14 protein-coding genes are annotated in these 17,336 nt (G+C 50.1%); 5 read left to right on the top strand and 9 right to left on the bottom strand.

Going from position 1 to position 17,336, the window contains the following annotated elements:
* Positions 1-98 precede the first annotated feature (98 nt).
* Together Q0577_RS10520 and Q0577_RS10515 are read left to right on the top strand one after the other, a co-directional pair.
* Positions 99-3,209, top strand: a complete 3,111-nt coding sequence (locus Q0577_RS10520; RefSeq protein ID WP_298735782.1) for a TonB-dependent receptor — start codon at positions 99-101, stop codon at positions 3,207-3,209.
* Positions 3,210-3,237: 28 nt separating this feature from the next.
* Positions 3,238-4,773, top strand: coding sequence for a RagB/SusD family nutrient uptake outer membrane protein (locus tag Q0577_RS10515; protein ID WP_298735780.1), 1,536 nt, complete (start codon positions 3,238-3,240; stop codon positions 4,771-4,773).
* A 212-nt stretch (positions 4,774-4,985) separates the two neighbouring features.
* Here Q0577_RS10515 and Q0577_RS10510 read toward each other — a convergent pair whose 3' ends face one another.
* The gene (locus Q0577_RS10510; RefSeq protein ID WP_298735778.1) at positions 4,986-5,489 is read right to left on the bottom strand and encodes a DinB family protein; all 504 of its coding nucleotides are present in this window, start codon (positions 5,487-5,489) and stop codon (positions 4,986-4,988) included.
* Positions 5,490-5,693: 204 nt separating this feature from the next.
* Here Q0577_RS10510 and Q0577_RS10505 point away from each other — a divergent pair, with 204 nt between their 5' ends.
* The gene (locus tag Q0577_RS10505; protein WP_298735776.1) at positions 5,694-6,140 is read left to right on the top strand and encodes a hypothetical protein; all 447 of its coding nucleotides are present in this window, start codon (positions 5,694-5,696) and stop codon (positions 6,138-6,140) included.
* 52 nt (positions 6,141-6,192) lie between these two features.
* Here the strand turns inward: Q0577_RS10505 and Q0577_RS10500 are convergent, their stop codons facing one another.
* The 4 genes from Q0577_RS10500 to Q0577_RS10485 all read right to left on the bottom strand — a co-directional run bounded on the left by Q0577_RS10500 (position 6,193) and on the right by Q0577_RS10485 (position 11,573).
* Positions 6,193-8,364 (bottom strand): DUF5916 domain-containing protein, encoded by a 2,172-nt coding sequence (locus Q0577_RS10500; RefSeq protein WP_298735775.1) that lies wholly within the window; start codon positions 8,362-8,364, stop codon positions 6,193-6,195.
* Between the two features lie 162 nt (positions 8,365-8,526).
* Positions 8,527-9,297, bottom strand: a complete 771-nt coding sequence (locus Q0577_RS10495) for a DUF1080 domain-containing protein (protein ID WP_298735773.1) — start codon at positions 9,295-9,297, stop codon at positions 8,527-8,529.
* Positions 9,298-9,368: 71 nt separating this feature from the next.
* Positions 9,369-10,883 carry a glucose-6-phosphate dehydrogenase gene (zwf, locus tag Q0577_RS10490; RefSeq protein ID WP_298735772.1) on the bottom strand — a complete coding sequence of 505 codons (1,515 nt, stop codon included), beginning with the start codon at positions 10,881-10,883 and terminating at the stop codon, positions 9,369-9,371.
* A gap of 285 nt (positions 10,884-11,168) precedes the next feature.
* Positions 11,169-11,573 carry a VOC family protein gene (locus tag Q0577_RS10485; RefSeq protein WP_298735770.1) on the bottom strand — a complete coding sequence of 135 codons (405 nt, stop codon included), beginning with the start codon at positions 11,571-11,573 and terminating at the stop codon, positions 11,169-11,171.
* 182 nt (positions 11,574-11,755) lie between these two features.
* Between Q0577_RS10485 and Q0577_RS10480 the strand changes: the two genes are divergently transcribed.
* Positions 11,756-12,376, top strand: a complete 621-nt coding sequence (locus Q0577_RS10480; protein WP_298735767.1) for a CPBP family glutamic-type intramembrane protease — start codon at positions 11,756-11,758, stop codon at positions 12,374-12,376.
* On the opposite strand, the gene Q0577_RS10475 is transcribed toward Q0577_RS10480, so the two are convergent.
* From Q0577_RS10475 to Q0577_RS10465, 3 genes are read right to left on the bottom strand one after another with little or no spacing between them, the layout of a single operon-like run.
* Positions 12,352-13,791 carry an MFS transporter gene (locus Q0577_RS10475; protein ID WP_298735764.1) on the bottom strand — a complete coding sequence of 480 codons (1,440 nt, stop codon included), beginning with the start codon at positions 13,789-13,791 and terminating at the stop codon, positions 12,352-12,354. The two genes, Q0577_RS10480 and Q0577_RS10475, sit on opposite strands and share 25 nt — an antisense overlap.
* 59 nt (positions 13,792-13,850) lie before the next feature.
* Entirely contained in the window at positions 13,851-14,423 is a 573-nt protein-coding gene (locus tag Q0577_RS10470; protein ID WP_298735761.1) for a dihydrofolate reductase family protein, read from the bottom strand.
* Positions 14,424-14,448: 25 nt separating this feature from the next.
* A complete protein-coding gene (locus Q0577_RS10465; protein ID WP_298735759.1) occupies positions 14,449-14,859 on the bottom strand; it encodes an iron chaperone in 411 nt (136 codons plus the stop codon).
* Between the two features lie 227 nt (positions 14,860-15,086).
* Between Q0577_RS10465 and Q0577_RS10460 the strand changes: the two genes are divergently transcribed.
* Entirely contained in the window at positions 15,087-16,067 is a 981-nt protein-coding gene (locus Q0577_RS10460) for a helix-turn-helix domain-containing protein (protein ID WP_298735756.1), read from the top strand.
* Here the strand turns inward: Q0577_RS10460 and Q0577_RS10455 are convergent, their stop codons facing one another.
* On the bottom strand, positions 16,068-17,306 hold the full coding sequence (locus Q0577_RS10455) for an NAD(P)/FAD-dependent oxidoreductase (protein WP_298735753.1): 1,239 nt from the start codon (positions 17,304-17,306) through the stop codon (positions 16,068-16,070).
* Positions 17,307-17,336: the final 30 nt, after the last annotated feature.

Below are 17,336 nucleotides of genomic sequence, written 5' to 3'. Positions count from 1 at the left end.
AATATAATGTAATCGGTTACATTTTTGAATAATATTCCTACTTTAGTTAAAGATTAGGACACGCGGGTACAGATATTCCACTTAAAAATTAACATGTTATGAAAAATTCTACCTCCCTTGCAAGATGGTTGCATCCTTTACCTGTGCGGCTTTGGAAGCCGTATATCACAGCTGTGCTGTGCACGGCATTTTTCTTTTTATCCTTAACGGCTTATTCACAGACCAGTCCCATCAGCGGCCGGATACTGGACGATAAGGGCCAACCCATACCGGGGGCCACCGTAATACTGAAAGGCACCAATAGTGGCACCGTTACCAATGAACAGGGCGCTTTTCAGCTCAATGTTCCGCCCAACGCAGTACTGGTGATCTCCTCCATCGGCTTTACGCCCAGAGAAGTGCCTGTGAATAAAAGGGATAACATACAGGTATCCCTCAGCAGCGGCAGCAAAGGGCTGGATGAAGTGATCGTAGTGGGCTACGGCACCCAGCGCAGGGCCAACGTTACAGGCGCCATCGTTTCTCTCAAGGCCGCTGAAATAGAAAAGGCCCCTATGTCTAACCCGATAGAAGCGCTGCGCGGACAGCTGCCCGGCCTGCGGGTTACCCGCGCAGATGGTCAGCCGGGCTCTGATGTACAGTTCACCATCCGCGGCAACCGCTCTCTCACCGCCAGCAATCAGCCGCTTGTAGTAGTGGATGGTCTGCCCATAGGCGGTAACCTCTCCGAGTTCAACCCCTCCGATATTGAGTCCATAGAAGTATTGAAAGATGCTGCCGCAGCTGCTATTTATGGCGCCCGGGGCGCTAACGGTGTAGTGCTCGTCACTACCAAAAGAGGAAAGGAGGGACAAACCAGCGTGAGCTTCGAAGCATCTTACGGTATTAAAGATCTGACCAGCCACCTGAACGTATTCAACGCAGAAGAGTTCCTGCAGCTGCGGCAGGAAGCCGCCCGCGGGATAGATGGTACACCCCTGCCCAGCGCGCCTGAGAACGTGCTGGATGCCATTGAACTGGCCAATTACAAAGCCGGCAAATCTGTAGATTGGCAGGATGTACTGCTCCGTACAGGTAAGGTGCAGAACTATAACCTGAGCGTGAATGGCGGCGGTAAACAATTCCACATCTTCTTCAGCGGCAATGCGTACAGGGAAACGGGCATTGCACAAGCCTCTTCCTATAATCGCTATTCCATGCGTACCAACGTAGACTATACGCCGAAAGACTGGGTAAAGATTGGCGCCAACCTCCAGGCCACCCAAACCTATGCAGATGAAACAGGACAGGCCCTGGACCAGGATAATGTGCCCGATTTCCAGGACTGGGTAGGCAACTCTCCGTTAGGCCGTACGCATGATGAGAACGGCAACCTGGTATTGTATGCTTCCAGCGACCTGTTCCAGTTCAATCCCCTGTTCCGCTACCGCGAGTCAAAACGCGAACGCTGGACAGGCCGCGTTTTGATCAATCCCTACATAGAGATACAACTGCTGAAAGGACTTAGATACCGTATCAGCGGTGCCCTGGAGAACAGAACAGAGCGTTACGGCGGCTTTACCTCCCGGAAGTATAACGACGGCGCCCCCAACTTCGCCCGCCAGGAACAGGGAGAGGGCCGTACCTTATTGCTGGATAACATGCTTGCCTATGAAAAAACGTTTGCAGATAAACACCATTTCAATGTAACGGCCGTATACGAAGCACAATCCTTTAAAAGCAATTATGTATTTATCCAGTCCAGGAATTTCCCGACAGACGCACTGGGCTACTATGCCGCGCCACAGGGTACAGACAACCGTGAGTTGGGTAACAGCAGCCAGGAATGGAGGATTGAATCCCTGGTAGGACGCCTGGCCTATAGCTTTGAAGAGAAATACAACATCACCCTCACGGCCAGGAGAGATGGATCTTCCCGCTTCGGTGCCGGCAACAAATATGGGGTGTTCCCCTCTGCAGCGGCAGCCTGGAATGTACACCAGGAGAGCTTCTTCCCGCAAACAGCCTTAGACATGCTGAAACTGCGTGTAAGCTATGGCTTAAGTGGTAACGATAATATTGCAGACCCTAACCAGAGTTCCCGGACGCTGGCCCTGCGCCAGGGCCGTATGCCCACCATTCAGAACTATGCCGCTTTACCAAGAGCGACCCTGGTATCCTATGCTTTTGGCAACACCTTCGTAAACGGATATACGATCGGTTCCCTGGGTAATCCCAACCTGAAATGGGAAACCAGCAAAACCCTGAATACAGGCCTGGATTTTGGCTGGCTGAACGACCGTATCACCGGCAGCCTTGAATATTACCAGACCAACACCAGCGATCTGCTGCTCAACAGGCTGGTGCTCATCACCAATGGGGAAAGCAGTATGCTGGCTAATATTGGCAAAACAAAAAGCTGGGGCTTTGAATTTGATATTGAAGGTAAAGTGATCAACAAAGGTCCCTTCCGGTGGACCAGCGGTGTTAACTGGTCTATGGACAGGAACAAGATCGTGGCCCTCACCGGTGCTGCAGACGCCAATGGTAAACCGGTGGATGATATTGCCAACGGGTGGTTCATCGGCAAACCCATTAACGTGATCTACGATTATGTATTTGACGGTATCTGGCAGCTGGGCCAGGAAGATGCGGCAGCCGCCATGTCTCCCGCCTCCAAACCCGGCGATGTGCGGGTAAAGGATCTCAGCGGGCCTGATGGTAAACCGGATGGCGTGATCAACTCTACCTATGACCGTACTATTATCGGCCGCACTACACCAGACTGGTATGGCGGCTGGCGCAATACTTTCAGCTATAAAGGCCTCGAACTGACCGTTCTGCTGGAAACCGTTCAGGGCATCCTCAAATACAACGGCTACTATGGCAGCCTGCAGGGCAGGGATAACCAGGTGAAGGTAAATTACTGGACGCCCACCAACCCATCCAACGAATTCCCACAACCCGACAGGAACAATGGTGATTACCGCTACAAGAACGCTTCCTCTGTCCGCGACGCTTCTTTCGTGGCACTGAGGAACGTATCGCTTGCCTACAACCTGCCTGCCGGTTTGTTCAGACCAATTCCGGTAAAGGGCTTGTCGCTCTACATCAGGGGCAACAACCTCAAGTACTGGACCGATTACAAGGACGCCTACTCGCCTGAGGTAGACGCTTACCGTTTCCCCACCGTGAAGACATGGAACTTCGGTATCAAGGCATCCTTCTGATCATTTGATAATAATAAATGCTACGATCATGCAAAAGTATATATACCTTATTACGGCAGCGCTGACGTTCACCGTTACAGGCTGCCAGAAAGATTTCCTGAATACCACGCCCAATACAGAACTTATTACCGACGTGGCGTTTGACAGTCCCGATGGATTGGAAGGCGCCGTAGTAGGCCTCTACAATTATGTCAGGAATGAATACCAGAACGGTGCTACGCTTGCAGTGGCCTACCACCGCTCCATTGGTGACGACCTCACCGTAACCGGCAGCAATTTTGGCGACGATGGCGCCGCCGCACGCGGTGTTCAGCTGTATAACTCAGAGCTGGACGCCAACAACGGCGTAGTGAACATCATGTGGGATCAATATTACCGCACCATTAAACGCGCCAACCTGATCATAGACCGGGCAGATAAAGTAGGTTTTACAGACGAAGCAAGAAAGAACCGCCTCATAGCGGAAGCACGCTGGTTCCGCGCCTTTGTGTATTTTTACCTGGTACAGAAATATGAGCACATACCGCTGGTGAGCGCCTATACAGACGAGATCCAGGAAACAGCTACCCCCGCCAGCCCTGCAGATGTGTATGCGCTGATAGTAGGCGATCTTACTTTCGCTATTGATCACCTGGAACGAACCTATCCCCAGGCAGGCCGTATCACCAAAGGCGCTGCACAACACGCCCTCGCTAAAGTGCAGCTGGTATTACAAAACTGGACCGCAGCAGCTGCCCTGGCAGATGATATTATCAACAACGGTCCTTACCAGTTAGAGAAAGCAGAAGACCTTTTCATGGATACGAATGAGAACAATGCAGAAGGCATAATGGTATGGCAGTTCAGGAACGGTGAGCCGAATGGCGCAGGGCATAACCTCGGACAGGTATTTGTTCCGCTGTACGACCGTATCAATGGTGTATCCCGCTCTTTTGCACAGGGAGGCCGCCCCTATGGCAGGATCTATGCCAACAGCTACCTGTTCTCCCTGTACGAGGAAAACGATAAACGCCTGCAGTCATGGTACAAGCGCTACTGGTTCTATGATGTGAACACCCCCGACGATCCGCTGCCTGCGGGCGTACAGATAGGCGATACCGTAAAGCTGGGACAGGACCCTACCATTACGGCTACACGTATTGCTGCTACCTGTAGAAAGTTCTGGGATCAGGGCAATGGTACCGGGAGAAACATTGGCGATGCTGCCTCCTGGACCAACATCATGTACTACCGCCTCGGCGAAACATACCTGATCGCAGCAGAAGCATACATGCGCCTGGGTAATACGGGTACTGCCCTGGAGCGGATCAATGTTCTGCGCGACCGCGCAGGGGTACCGCATCTGACAACACTGAACCAGGATATACTGCTGGATGAGAACGCACGTGAACTGGCACTGGAAGGCCACCGCTGGTTTGATCTTAAACGTATGGGCGTGCTGATACAACGTATCAAAGCGCATAATACAGACGCGGTGAACATACAGCCTTACCATGTAAGATGGCCTATTCCCCAGACCTTTAAAGACCTGGCACGGTACCCGCAAAACGAAGGCTACCAGTAAGCAGAAGCGGGTTTTAAAATAATACCGGTATGGGTATGCTTTGGCTTTTAACCGTATGAACGTGTGGTGAATCCCGCCGGGCATTTATGCCCGGTAAACAAACACCGGCATTGGGGTCACTTTTACCGCGACCGGTAAAAGTGACCCCCGCCGGAATCCTGTAAACGGATGAAGGCATATATGCAGAAGGTAAATGGCAGATGGGAAGCCGCTTAGTTAAACTTCATTTCGTCAGCGCTGGGGCCATAGCTCCCGGGAATGGGCACATCCAGCAGGCGAAGGTAAACGCCCAGCTGGGCGCGGTGGTGTACGGTCTGGCAGTAAGACATGCGGATCACCTCCGCTTTGGGACTGGTACTGAATATCTGTTCGCCGTTCCTGAGCGTCCAGGGTTTGTCTAAGTCCTCTTCCGTTGCTTTTGCCAATTGTGCTTTGCCTTTTGCCAGCGAGCGGTCAAAATAATCCAGCAGATCCTGCCTGCTCCTGATAGGCTCCTGTTGATAAGGATTGGCAGCAAAATCCAGCTCATCTGTAGTTAAGGTCATTTCTACCCAACCCGGCAATTCTGCCACATGGGTAGCCAGCCATTTCAGTGTGCCGCTCTTGGGATGTGGCTTCCAGTCAAACTTGTCTTCAGGTACGCGCTCCAGCATTTTACGGGTAGTTTGCGCTTCGTTTTCCATTTCTTTTAACAGTGATTGGATGAACTTTGACATGATAGTAGGTTTTGTTTTGTAATACAAAGAAAGAACTGCCTGGTGACAACCTTATGTCAGCAGCTGTTGCTCACCTGCAAAATTTTTTCAGACAGTACATCAAGTATTCCCTTCCTTTTGTCAAGCACCCCCATTAGCCTGCGCGAAGATTTCTTTGCTTTGGGATGAGAAAGAAAATTATTTATTCATCCTAAAACCTGAAATATGTTACATGCATCCTTTAAAAGAACATTACAGGGTATGATGGGCCTGGTGATATTGAGCCTGGCCATCTTTTCCTTCAGACCTGCCGGGGTAGATAAGTTCGAAGTTTACCTGAACGATAAGTTGCTCCTGAAGGAATATGCCATAAAAGACATCAGCCTGAAAAGCCTGCAGCTGGAAAAGGCCAAGCCCTCTGATCAGCTGGTGATCTATTACACACATTGCCGGGGAAAAGGCGCGGGTACAGGAAGAACCATCTCAGTGAAAAATGCAAAAGGACAAGTGCTGAAAGAATGGAAGTTTGCAGATTCCAGCGGCGGTAAAACGGCCATGACAATAGCGGTGAAAGAATTACAGCAGCTGGAAAAGAATAACGACGGCAGTAATCTTACTATGTATTATGCCTCCTCAGAATTACCGGGTGGACAGTTACTGGCAGCATTGTAGCAGGTGACGTAAAGCCGGCGTGCATTGGGCATGCCGGCTTTACTTCGTAAACTCACAAATTCAACCAATACACCAGCTTCACCACTAAAGCCCTGTTCTTCACATAAAACGGCTCCGGCAGATAATTATCCGTATACACAATAAAAATATCCGATGCAGGGCGGTAACGCCATTGGAACCGCGTATTCAGGTTCATATTCTTCAGCTGCTCATTATACTGCATAAAGCCGGTAAAGAACAAGGTATTGGTCATGGTAACATCCAGCCGCGGACCTACGAGCCAGAAGGCATTATGTCCCCAGGGCCGGGGCAAACGTATATCATTATACGTAGTGCTGAGCGCAATGCTTACATAAGGCTGAAAGCGGTACCCCAGCTCGCTGCCCATGGTGAGGCGTTTGCCGTCTGCATAGTAGCCGCCATAACGGCCGGAGAAAGACCAGGTAAAAAGACTTTGCGGTTTAGACACGTAATCTACACCTGCCGTATTCCAGTTATGCTGCGTGCCTGTAGCCAGACTATCCTTCCCGGTGTTGGTAGGGTCAAAGGGCGCCAGCAGTTTAATGTAGTTGTTGGACGCCCAGCCCGTAAGCGTGCTCCGGTTGCGGAAAACAAGGGCATAGGACAACATCAGCTCATTATCCGTTCGCCGCATGTCCTCATCAAAAAAGTTGGTGGAAGTGAACTGCGGACCATGACTTAATACAGCGCCACTCTTAGGAAAGAACAGGCGCGTGATCTGCGGCACCATCTTGATATAACCCTGCCGCGGCACATAACCTACTTCTGCATTGTAGTTACGACCTACATATTCATGCTGCCAGCCAATGTTCCAGGTACGGCTGGTGTATTGCAGGTTAGCGGCATGTACCCAGTCGTGCCCGGTTTTACCAGGACTCGCAGACTTCAGCAGTAAAGCTTTACCTGTCCAGAAATTATTTGCGGAGGCCAGGTTATACTCCAGGCCCAGGTTACGGTTGTAACGGGAATAGATGGGTTTGTCCTGTACGGTTTCGGGGTTGTAGTTCAGCGATTCTTTATTAATGAAGATGAAGCCCACATTGGAACGCGCAAACACGCGCCGTTGAAGGGCAGCTACGGTAAAGTTCTGAGCTGGCAGTCCCAGCGCTTCCTGCCGGGCAGTCTGCATGTTCATCAATCCCATGCGCCAGTTGCGGTTCAGCTTACCACTGAGGCGTGCACCAAAATCAATATTGGCGCCCAGGCCAATACGCCTGGAAAAGAAAGGACGGATAGTGGAATATCCAAAATTGGTGAACTGGTCGCCATTCTCCAGGAAGAACTGCCGCCTTTCCGGGTAGAACAGTTCAAAGCGGTCCAGGTTGGTCACCTGTTTGTCTACATCCACCTGCGAGAAATCGGGGTTCACCGTCAGGTCAAGGTTAAGTGAAGAAGTGACTGCTATCTTAGCGTCTACGCCTGCTGTTTTGCGGTAATGCGTGGCCTTGCCATCGGTGTAGTCTTTATTGAGGCCCCCCAGCAGGTAGGGGATGATAGAAATATTAGGCCCCGGATCAGGTGGGGGCGCATCCCACACCAATACGCCTGTATAAGCTAATGAGGCGGAAGGAAACTGCCTGGGCACCGGCGCCCAGCTGCTCTTCTCGGTTGTCTTCAGGTCATTACGGCCAAAGTTGATGCCCCACCTGGTGATGCCTTTCTTATAGCGGATGGTCTTAAACGGAATGGCCGCTTCAAACACCCATTTATCCGGGTAGTTCTTTACTACGGATGTCCACTTGTTATCCCAGCTCAGGTCTACTTTTCCGCCGTCGTACATTAAGCCGTCCCATTGTGCGCCCGCTGCATTGGCCCCGAAAGAGAAGCCGTTGGTCTGGTCGTCAAAGGGATCCATGAAGAGCAGGAAGTTATCATTTTTCAGGAAGGCAAAGTCGCGCCGCAGGGATTCCACCATGTACGGGCCCGGCGCCCCATTGTAATTTACCACCAGCAGGTACAGGTGCTTATCGTCATAGGTCATCTGTACATCCGTACGCACTTTGGCATAGCTGGTATCCATTGGCAGGATCATATAGAAATCAGTAGCGGTATCCGCAGCCTGCCAGCTGGAATCAATAATGCCATCTATTTTAACAGGAGAGCCGGCCCTGCGTATGTGCAACTGGTATGCCTCGTTCTTTTTTTGCGCTGCCAGCGGCAGGCTCAGGAGACAACAACAGAGCAGACGTGGAAAAAAGCGCACAGTTGTCTGGATTTTGGTTCGTTCAGACAAAATACAAACAAAAGTTATCAGTTGTTAATGGTCAGTTACCAGCGGTAAGCTGGTATTACAAAATACCAGATATCTAAAAAAAAGCCGGGCCACTGATACAGTAGCCCGGCTTTACTAATGCAATATCTTCAATTATAATTCGCGTACCCAGATGTTACGGAAGCTGAGCGGCTCACTCTTGTCGCCATGCGCCTGTAGCTTGATAGGGCTGGCGCCATGGGCCTTGTCATAAGAGGCCTGGCCAATATAGCGGGTAGGGCCTTTTAACTCAGTATTGTTCTGCACCAGTACACCGTTGTGAAATACGGTTACCCTGGCAGGAGATTTAACGGAGCCATCATCATTGAAACGGGGTGCAGTCCAGATCACATCGTATGACTGCCATTCTCCCGGCTTTTTGCAGGCGTTCACCAGGGGAGGTGTTTGCTTATAGATACTGCCTGCCTGTCCGTTTACATAAGTGGCATTGTTGTAATTATCCAATACCTGCAGCTCATAGCCGTCATCACCTTTGCCAATAGATGCCAGGAAGATACCGCTGTTGCCGCGGCCCTGCCCGGTGCCCGTAATATTAGCCGGGATAAGGTACTCTATATGCAGCTGGTAATCGGTGAATTTCTTTTTGGTCTGTATGTTGCCGGTGCCTTTATCAACGGTAAAAACATTGTTGGCTACTTTCCATTTGGCCGGCTCTCCGGGGTTGTTCACAGATTCCCACTCGTCCAGGTTCTTGCCATTAAACAGCAGCACCGCGTCTGCAGGCGCATCTGCCGTGCTTTTGCCTGGCGTTACTACTTTTGGCACAGGCGTCCATACTTCCGTGTCTTCCGGTTTGTTTTGCGCAAATGCAGCGCTGGTCAAAAAAGCTGCACCCGCCGCTACTACTAGGATTCTCTTGAGCATATTCACTATAGTTTAATCCTCTAAATTAAAAATTGCTGGGGTAAATCAAGGAAATAGGATGAACGGTTGTATCAGCAGTCGTCCTTGGCTTGTGTAACACCCGTCCAGGTATGGCCCAGCCGTGCAATTAATGCTTCTGCGTTTTCTGGTCCCCAGGTACCTGCGTGATAGTTGGGAAAATCCAGCGAGTCGTTTGATTCCCAATTTTCCAGTATTGGTGTGATCACGTCCCAGGCAGCCAGCACCTGGTCTGAACGCATGAACAGGGTTGCATCGCCTTCCAGCGCATCCAGCAGCAGTGTTTCATACGCTTCAGGTGTTTTGCCGGAGGCGTTCTTTTCATAGTTAAACACCATTTCTACCGGGTTCAGCGACATTTCCAGACCCTGTTTCTTGGCGGTAAAGCGCAGGCGTATATCCATGCGCGGTTGTATGTTTATGATCAGGCGGTTGGGCGGGTTGTCCGAATAATTATCCGGGAAGGTGGCATGCGGTACGGGTCTGAACTGGATGGTGATGGAAGATGTTTTCTCCTGCATCCTTTTACCGGTGCGCAGGTAGAACGGTACATCCTGCCAGCGCCAGTTGTCCAGGTAGAATTTGATAGCCGCATAGGTCTCCGTATTGGAATCCGGCTTTACGCCCGGTTCTTCCCTGTAGCCGGGTACTTTTTTGCCCTGCATCCATCCTGGTCCGTATTGCCCTCTTACTGCATATTTATATATTTCATCATGTTTTAGTGGACGCACAGCACGCAGCACATCTACCTTCCTGTTACGGATCTCTTCTGCTTCAAAGGATACCGGCGGTTCCATAGCGATCATACAGAGCAGCTGCAGCAGGTGATTCTGGATCATATCCCGTAATGCGCCTGCGCCTTCATAGTAGCTGCCTCTTTGTTCTACGCCTACCTCTTCTGCAACAGTGATCTGTACATAGTCAATATAGCTGCGGTTCCACAAAGGTTCAAACAGTGCATTGGCAAAGCGGAAGGCCAGGATGTTCTGCACGGTTTCCTTACCCAGGTAATGATCTATACGATAGATCTGGGTTTCCTGGAAGGTTTGTGTCAGCAGCTCATTCAGCTCTGTAGCGGTAGCCCGGTTATGACCAAAGGGCTTTTCCACGATGATCCTGTCTGCCTGTACATTGGCCGCAAGCTTGGTATGCCCCAGGTTAATGGCCACAGGTGCAATAAAGTGCGGCGCTACAGAAAGATAGAACAGGCGGTCTGCACGGGCGCCTCTTTCCTTATCCATCGCATCCAGCTTAGTAGCCAGCAGCTGGTAAAACTCCGGGTTGTTGATATCAGATACCATGTAATGTACCCTTGATTTGAAGGCGTCCCATTTATCTGTTTCCGGTGTTCCGCTGCGGGAGAAAGCAGTCAGCGCGTCCAGTAAATGCTGGTGATAAGCTTCATCATTATATTGCTCCAGTCCCAGCCCTATGATATCAAATGTTTCCGGCATCCATCCTTCAATAAAGAGATTGTAAAAAGCCGGTATCAATTTCCGTTTAGACAAGTCCCCGGTGCCTCCGAATATGACAATCACGGAGGGAGACGTTTTTTTTACTGGTTTCATTCCATTCCTGATTTAGGGCAATGGAAAGATACTAATTATAATCTCTTTAAGGAAGACCTGGGTACGATCAGGGGCTGTCCGGGGCTATGCACCTCATCCCGGCATGAAGTCCCGATCAAGTCCATTTCATGTCTATATTGTGTGATTTTCAGTAGCTTATATGGACGTTTTTCAGTGCGTTTACCACCGGGAAAGGGCTGTCCGGGTAGCGATCACACAATACTACCCCAACAGCCCTTGTTCATCAGATTTTCTCCTGGCGGAAGAAAAGTCAATTGGAAGACATTAACCTTGTATGTAACTGGGGTCCATATACACTGTTTCCCAGATATGTCCGTCCAGGTCTTCAAACCCATGACTGTACATGAAGCCATGATCCTGCGCAGCCCTCGGGGTGACGGCGCCTGCTGCCACTGCTTTGCTCACCAGTTCATCTACTGCTGCGCGGCTGTCTGAAGACAGGCAGATGATCACCTGCGCGCTTTTGGAAGTATCATTGATCTCCCTGCCGGTGAAAGAGGTAAAGAACGGCTCTGTCAGCAGCATCACGTAAATATCATCACTGATCACCATGCTGGCGGCTTTTTCATCAGTGAACTGCTCATTAAAGCTGTAACCAAGCCTGGAAAAGAACTCCATTGATCTTTTAAGATCTTTTACGGGAAGGTTCACAAAAATCTTAGTAGGCATATGTGTTTTATTTTAAGATGATGATGCAAACTTAAACCAGTTACTTAGCAATGAAGATGTGTGAAAGTGACATAATAAGGGGGTGCCTGCGACAAACTGAAAATTTTGTGACCTCAACAGAATTAAGTAATTTTTGACCCGGTTCTGAGCAAGGTGGTTAACCGCAAAATATTATATGCCAAATGTTCAACGAAATACTCGCCACCGTTTTCCAGGTGCTGGTGGTAGTACTCATCCCCTTTCTGTTCTACGTAGTAAAGTATAAAACAACCAGCGGTTTTTTTAGTTATATCGGCCTGAAAGCAACCAGCTCAAGGGCAGTTGTCCTTTCCTGCTTTGCCATGGTGGCAGTGTTGGCCTGTACTATCGGACTGGTGCTGCTGAACCGTGATATCAAGGAAGCATTAACAAGCCAGTATGCGGTGGCTGGTAAGCTGAAACAAATGGGGCTACAGCCTGTAAGCATTATTTTATTACTGATCATTACGCTGTTCAGAACATCGCTGGCAGAAGAGATCTTTATGCGTGGATTTGTTGCCAAAAGACTGATCAGCCGCCTGGGCTTTCAATGGGGCAATCTGCTGCAGGCGCTCTTGTTTGGACTGCTTCACCTGATCATGATGTTCATGCTCTCCAGGCTGAGTGCATTCTCACTGAGCTATTCCTTCATCGTACCTGCAGTGGCGGGATATATTATCTGCTATATCAACGAAAGAGTAGGTAAAGGGAGTATTATCCCCGGATGGATCGCACATGGAGCAGGAAATGTAGTAGCCTATTATTTACTCGCATTTGTGCTTTGAACGATCTTCCCGCGCGTCGCTGATATAATGGCGGCCACTATTACCAGGCAGCTGGTGACGCGGTAGGCCATCCGCATACCGCTGATCTGCGCCTCCACTGATAGCGGATCTGTAAGATGTTGCACCGCAAATCTATTACGGGTAGTGTACCATACCGCTGCGCCCAGTGCAATACCCAATACCATCCCCAGGTTACGTACAAAGGCGATCAGGCTGCTGGCAGTGCCCCGCATCATTACCGGCGCTGCATTCAGCGCACTGCTGCTGTTGGGCGATTGAAAAAGTCCAAACCCCAGGCTGAGCAACGCACTTCTCCAGATCACATTATGCCAGCTCCAGTCTGATGCGATAAAAGAAAACAGGAAATACCCGCTGGCGGTGATCAGTAATCCTGTACTGGCTAATAAGCGGGTACTGATCTTGTCTGAAAGATAGCCGCCCACCGGTGCTGCTACGCTTAAAGTAAGCGGTCCCGCCAGCATGATGAGGCCTGCTTCCTGCGGACTAAAATTCAGCAGCAGCTGCAGGAAGAATGGTATCACATAGATATGCGCGCCATTGGCTATAAATCCCAGCCAGGATGCACTAATGGCAGAGCTATAAGCTTTAATGCTGAATAGACTGAGCTTTAACATAGGAGCGGGAAATCTCTTTTCCCAGAAAAGGAAGCACAGTAATAACAACACCCCGGTAACAAGCAGCAGGATCACTGTCCGGTTGTTCCAGCCAAAATCAGGATCCGCACCAAAATCGATACCGATCAGCAGGGTGGTCACCCCAATAGAAAATAAGGCAGCTCCGATAAGATCAAAACTTTGCCTGGCCATGCGCGGAGAAGCGGGCAATACCATGGTGGCCCGCCAGATGGCTATCAGCCCGATAGGCACATTTACATAGAATATACTGGGCCACCCGAAGTACTGCAGCAGTAATCCGCCCGCAACCGGGCCCGTACTGCTGCCTGCCGCCACAATGGTGCCCAGCCATCCCAAAGCTTTGCCTCTTTCATGGGGCTGAAAAGCATCGCCTATAATGGCAGGCCCGATAGCAAACATCATGGAGGCTCCCAGGCCCTGCACTACCCTGAAGCCCACAAGCGACCAGATATCCCAGGCCAGGCCGCAGAGAAAAGAGCCCAGTACAAAAGTGGAGAACCCTGCAATGTAAATACCTTTCCTGCCCAGCATATCAGACAGGCGGCCCATGATCAGCAGTGTACTGGTGGTTACCAGCAGGTAGCTCAGCACTACCCACTCTGTGTTGTCGCCCGCGTTCAGTTCTTTCCGCAGCGTGGGCAGCGCGATATTGACAATACTGCCATCCAGTGTAGCCATAAAAGTGCCGAAGGCCACCGTAAATAATACTGCCCATTTACCGGGGCTGGCTGTCGTTGCAGGCGTGATGGTTTGCTCCATGAGGTCCGGTTCTACAATAAGATGATTGCAAAGAAAGTGCCTGGACCAAATTACTGTAATTATGCGGCTCCGTAATACAGGATCACTACGCCGGAGTTAAAGGGTGTTGTCTTTATCAGCTTCAGGGTACGTATATCTTCAATACCGGTGAACAAAGCTTTGCCATCTCCCAGCAATACAGGGTGTACCCACAGCTCATATTCATCTATCAGGCCAGACTGCATCAGGCTGTTCACCAGCTGGCCGCTTCCGTAAATAATGATGTCCTTTCCTTCCTGCCTTTTAAGCCGTGATATCTCAGCTTTGAAGTGCTTATTCACCAGCCGCGAATTATTCCAGCTGGCGCGCGACAATGTCTTTGAAAAAACAATCTTGAGGTGGCTGTTCATCATTTCTGCAAAGGCAAGATGCTCACGTGGATAGGACAGGTTGCAGGCCTGGCAAGGCCAGTATTTGGCCATGGCCACATAGGTAACCCGTCCCAGCAGGATGGTATCTGCCTTACTGAGCTGCTGACAGGCATGATCGGCCATCTCTTCATTCCAGTAGTTAAAATGCCAGTCCAGCTCGCAATCAGGCCCCGCCATATAGCCGTCTAATGTAACATTCATTGATACTCTGACTTTTCTCATATCCTGCTGTTTGCGCCTCAGCTTTTTATTTATTTGTTTTTGCTTTTTTCTTTTTATCCATCTCTTCCCGGTGACGGCTGTTTTCCTCCATACGGGCCGCAACAATCTTTTTGACCAGCGCCGGTGGCAAAGGTTTTCCGGGGAGGAAGCGGATAGTGGCCGTAGCGGTATCATAGGCCGCCAGCTCTTCTTTCAGCAATTTCATCAGGCCGGGGCTCATAACATAAAAGGCGCAGTGGTGTTTGGCGGCGCCAAATCCTACCAGCATGCCTTTCAGCTTATAGGCGGGTATACCGTAGCTGAGTACTTCTTCCGCTTCGGGGGCCACCGAACGGATCTGTTTTCGCAGCAGTTCCAGCGCTTTACGCATGTCGTCCGGTACATTTTGCAGGTAATCGTCTACAGTAGTTATTTGGGTAGCAGTTGTTTTTTGCATAACAGGTTGATTTATCCGGCGTTAGCAAATACTCCGTGTAAGCGGGAGAATGTCGGTACAAAGTTACCGGTGACCATGCAGCTACATCAGCCCCGATCCGGACTTTTAAGGGGGGAGATTATGACATTTTGATCTTGTAGGGGCTGATCTGCTGCATGGTGATTTGACGTTATAGCCCAAAGCGCTTAAATTTGGATTCAAAACCTGCAACCTGATTTTGTACACGTATGAAACACTTGTCTATCATAATACCAGAAGAGGCCGTACCGGCTAGCATCGTAGACCCCCGGTATATGTTCACCGCAGTTAACCAGTTCCTGGAAGCAGAAGGCGAAGATCCCATGTTTGAAGTGCAGCTGGTAGGGCTGTCAAGAGAAGTACGCCTGAGCAACGGTATTTTCTCCGTACATACAGACGCACTGATAGATGAGGTGAAACATACTGACCTGATATTGATACCCGCACTCAGTGGCGACCTGCAACGCGCCCTGGAAATAAACAAGCCATTCATTCCCTGGATACTCGGTCATTATAACAAGGGCGCTGAAGTGGCAAGCCTTTGTTTGGGCGCTTTCCTGTTGGCGTCTACAGGTCTGCTGAACGGAAAGGAATGTTCTACCCACTGGCTGTTTGCAGAACAGTTCAGGTCCATGTTCCCGGATGTGGAGCTGGTAGATGGCAGGATCATCTCAGAAGAGCAGGGCATCTACTCCAGCGGAGGCGCCGCCTCTTACTGGAATCTTCTCTTACACCTGGTAGAGAAGTACGCCAACCGCGAAATGGCTATTCATGCCGCTAAATTCTTTGCCATAGAGATAGACCGTAAAAGCCAGTCGCCTTTCATCATGTTCAATGGGCAGAAGAAGCATGAAGATGAGCCGATAAAAGAAGCGCAGGAATATATTGAGAAGAACGTATCTGCCAGGATATCTGTAGAAGACCTGGCGGTGAAGTTTGCTATCGGCAGGCGGCATTTTGTACGGCGCTTCAAGAAAGCCACCAATAATACCCCTCTCGAATATATACAAAGGGTGAAGATAGAAGCTGCCAAGAAGTACCTTGAAACCAGCAGTAAGAACGTTACCGAGGTAATGTACGATGTAGGTTATAACGATACCAAGGCTTTCCGTTCTATTTTCAGGAAGATCACCGGCATGTCGCCGGTAGACTACCGCCATAAGTACAATAAGGAAGCTGCTTACGCATAGCTAACGGTTAAACAGTAGTTTGACATAGAACAGGGGGTTAGCCAGCCTTTTCCGCAAATCCATTTCATTGAACATACAGGACAGCAATTCCTGCAGCTCTTTGCTGCGGGACGCTTTTTTCACAAGCCAGTTGAACAGCCAGGGAAACCTGACCAGTCGCTGTAGGCGAGTGCTCATTTGCAGCTCCGGGCCCAGCATACGGTATATATGTTCATCATATTTTTTTAATGCGGCTGCAGAATAATCATTGGCCGCAATCGCTTCTGCAGCATGTTGGGCTGCTGTACGCCCTGAGTATAACGCATTGCCGATTCCTTCACCGGTAAAGGGATCAATGAGGTAAGCCGCATCTCCCGTCAGCATATAGCGTTCCCCGTAAAGCGGGCGGCGCTTGCTGCCCAACGGCAGGCCATATCCTGATATGTTCCCCAGCAGCGTAGCATCTTTAAAACGTTCCCGCAGGCGGGGATCTGTCTGTATGGCTTCCAGCATCAGCTTTTTCAGGTTCACCTTTTTCTTTCTCGCGGTCTCGCTTAACATACCAACACCCACATTGGCCTGGCCATTGGGCAGTGGAAAGATCCAGAAATAGCCCGGCAGCATATTACGCAGGAAGTGCAGTTCAACAAAATGATCTGCGTGCAGGTCTTTAACGTTCTGATAGTACGCCCGGATACCGGCTACATAATGTGCGGGTTCCATACTGAAGCCGGCTACTTCCTTTGTAAAGCCGGAGTAGGCGCCATTGGCGGCGATCACCAGCTTTGCCTTTACCTGGAAATCGCCCTGCTCATTGGATAGCAGGTAACCGTCTTCCTGCAGCTGGTGACGGCTGATATCAGTACCCTCATAGATCTGGATGGAGGGACAACGCCGCAGCTCTTCTACCAGGAAATGATCAAAGTCAATACGCTTGCATACAAAACCGTGCGGCTCACCGGCCTGTTTGCGATAATGCAGCTGGTAGGGAATATCCAGGGACATGCTGTTAGGCGCTATAAAACGCACTCCCCAGCTGTCTGCCTTAAACAATGCCTGCTGCAGCCGTTCTCCAATACCTTTGTCAATACGCGATAATACCGTCAGCACTTTACCGCTGAGGCCATCGCCGCATACCTTATCGCGGGGAAATACTGCTTTATCCACAATAACGCAGGGAATACCCATGTAAGCCAGTTGCAGTGCGGCAGTAGCGCCCGCAGGTCCTGCGCCGATAATACAAACATTCGTTTCGATCATGCACCAAGAGAGTTGTGACGTTTGAAAGTT

The sequence above is a fragment of the uncultured Chitinophaga sp. genome (genome assembly GCF_937898475.1).
Taxonomy (GTDB): Bacteria; Bacteroidota; Bacteroidia; order Chitinophagales; family Chitinophagaceae; genus Chitinophaga.
The sequence above is the reverse complement of the archived record's forward strand: the minus strand, read 5'-3'. Positions and strand labels throughout refer to the sequence as shown.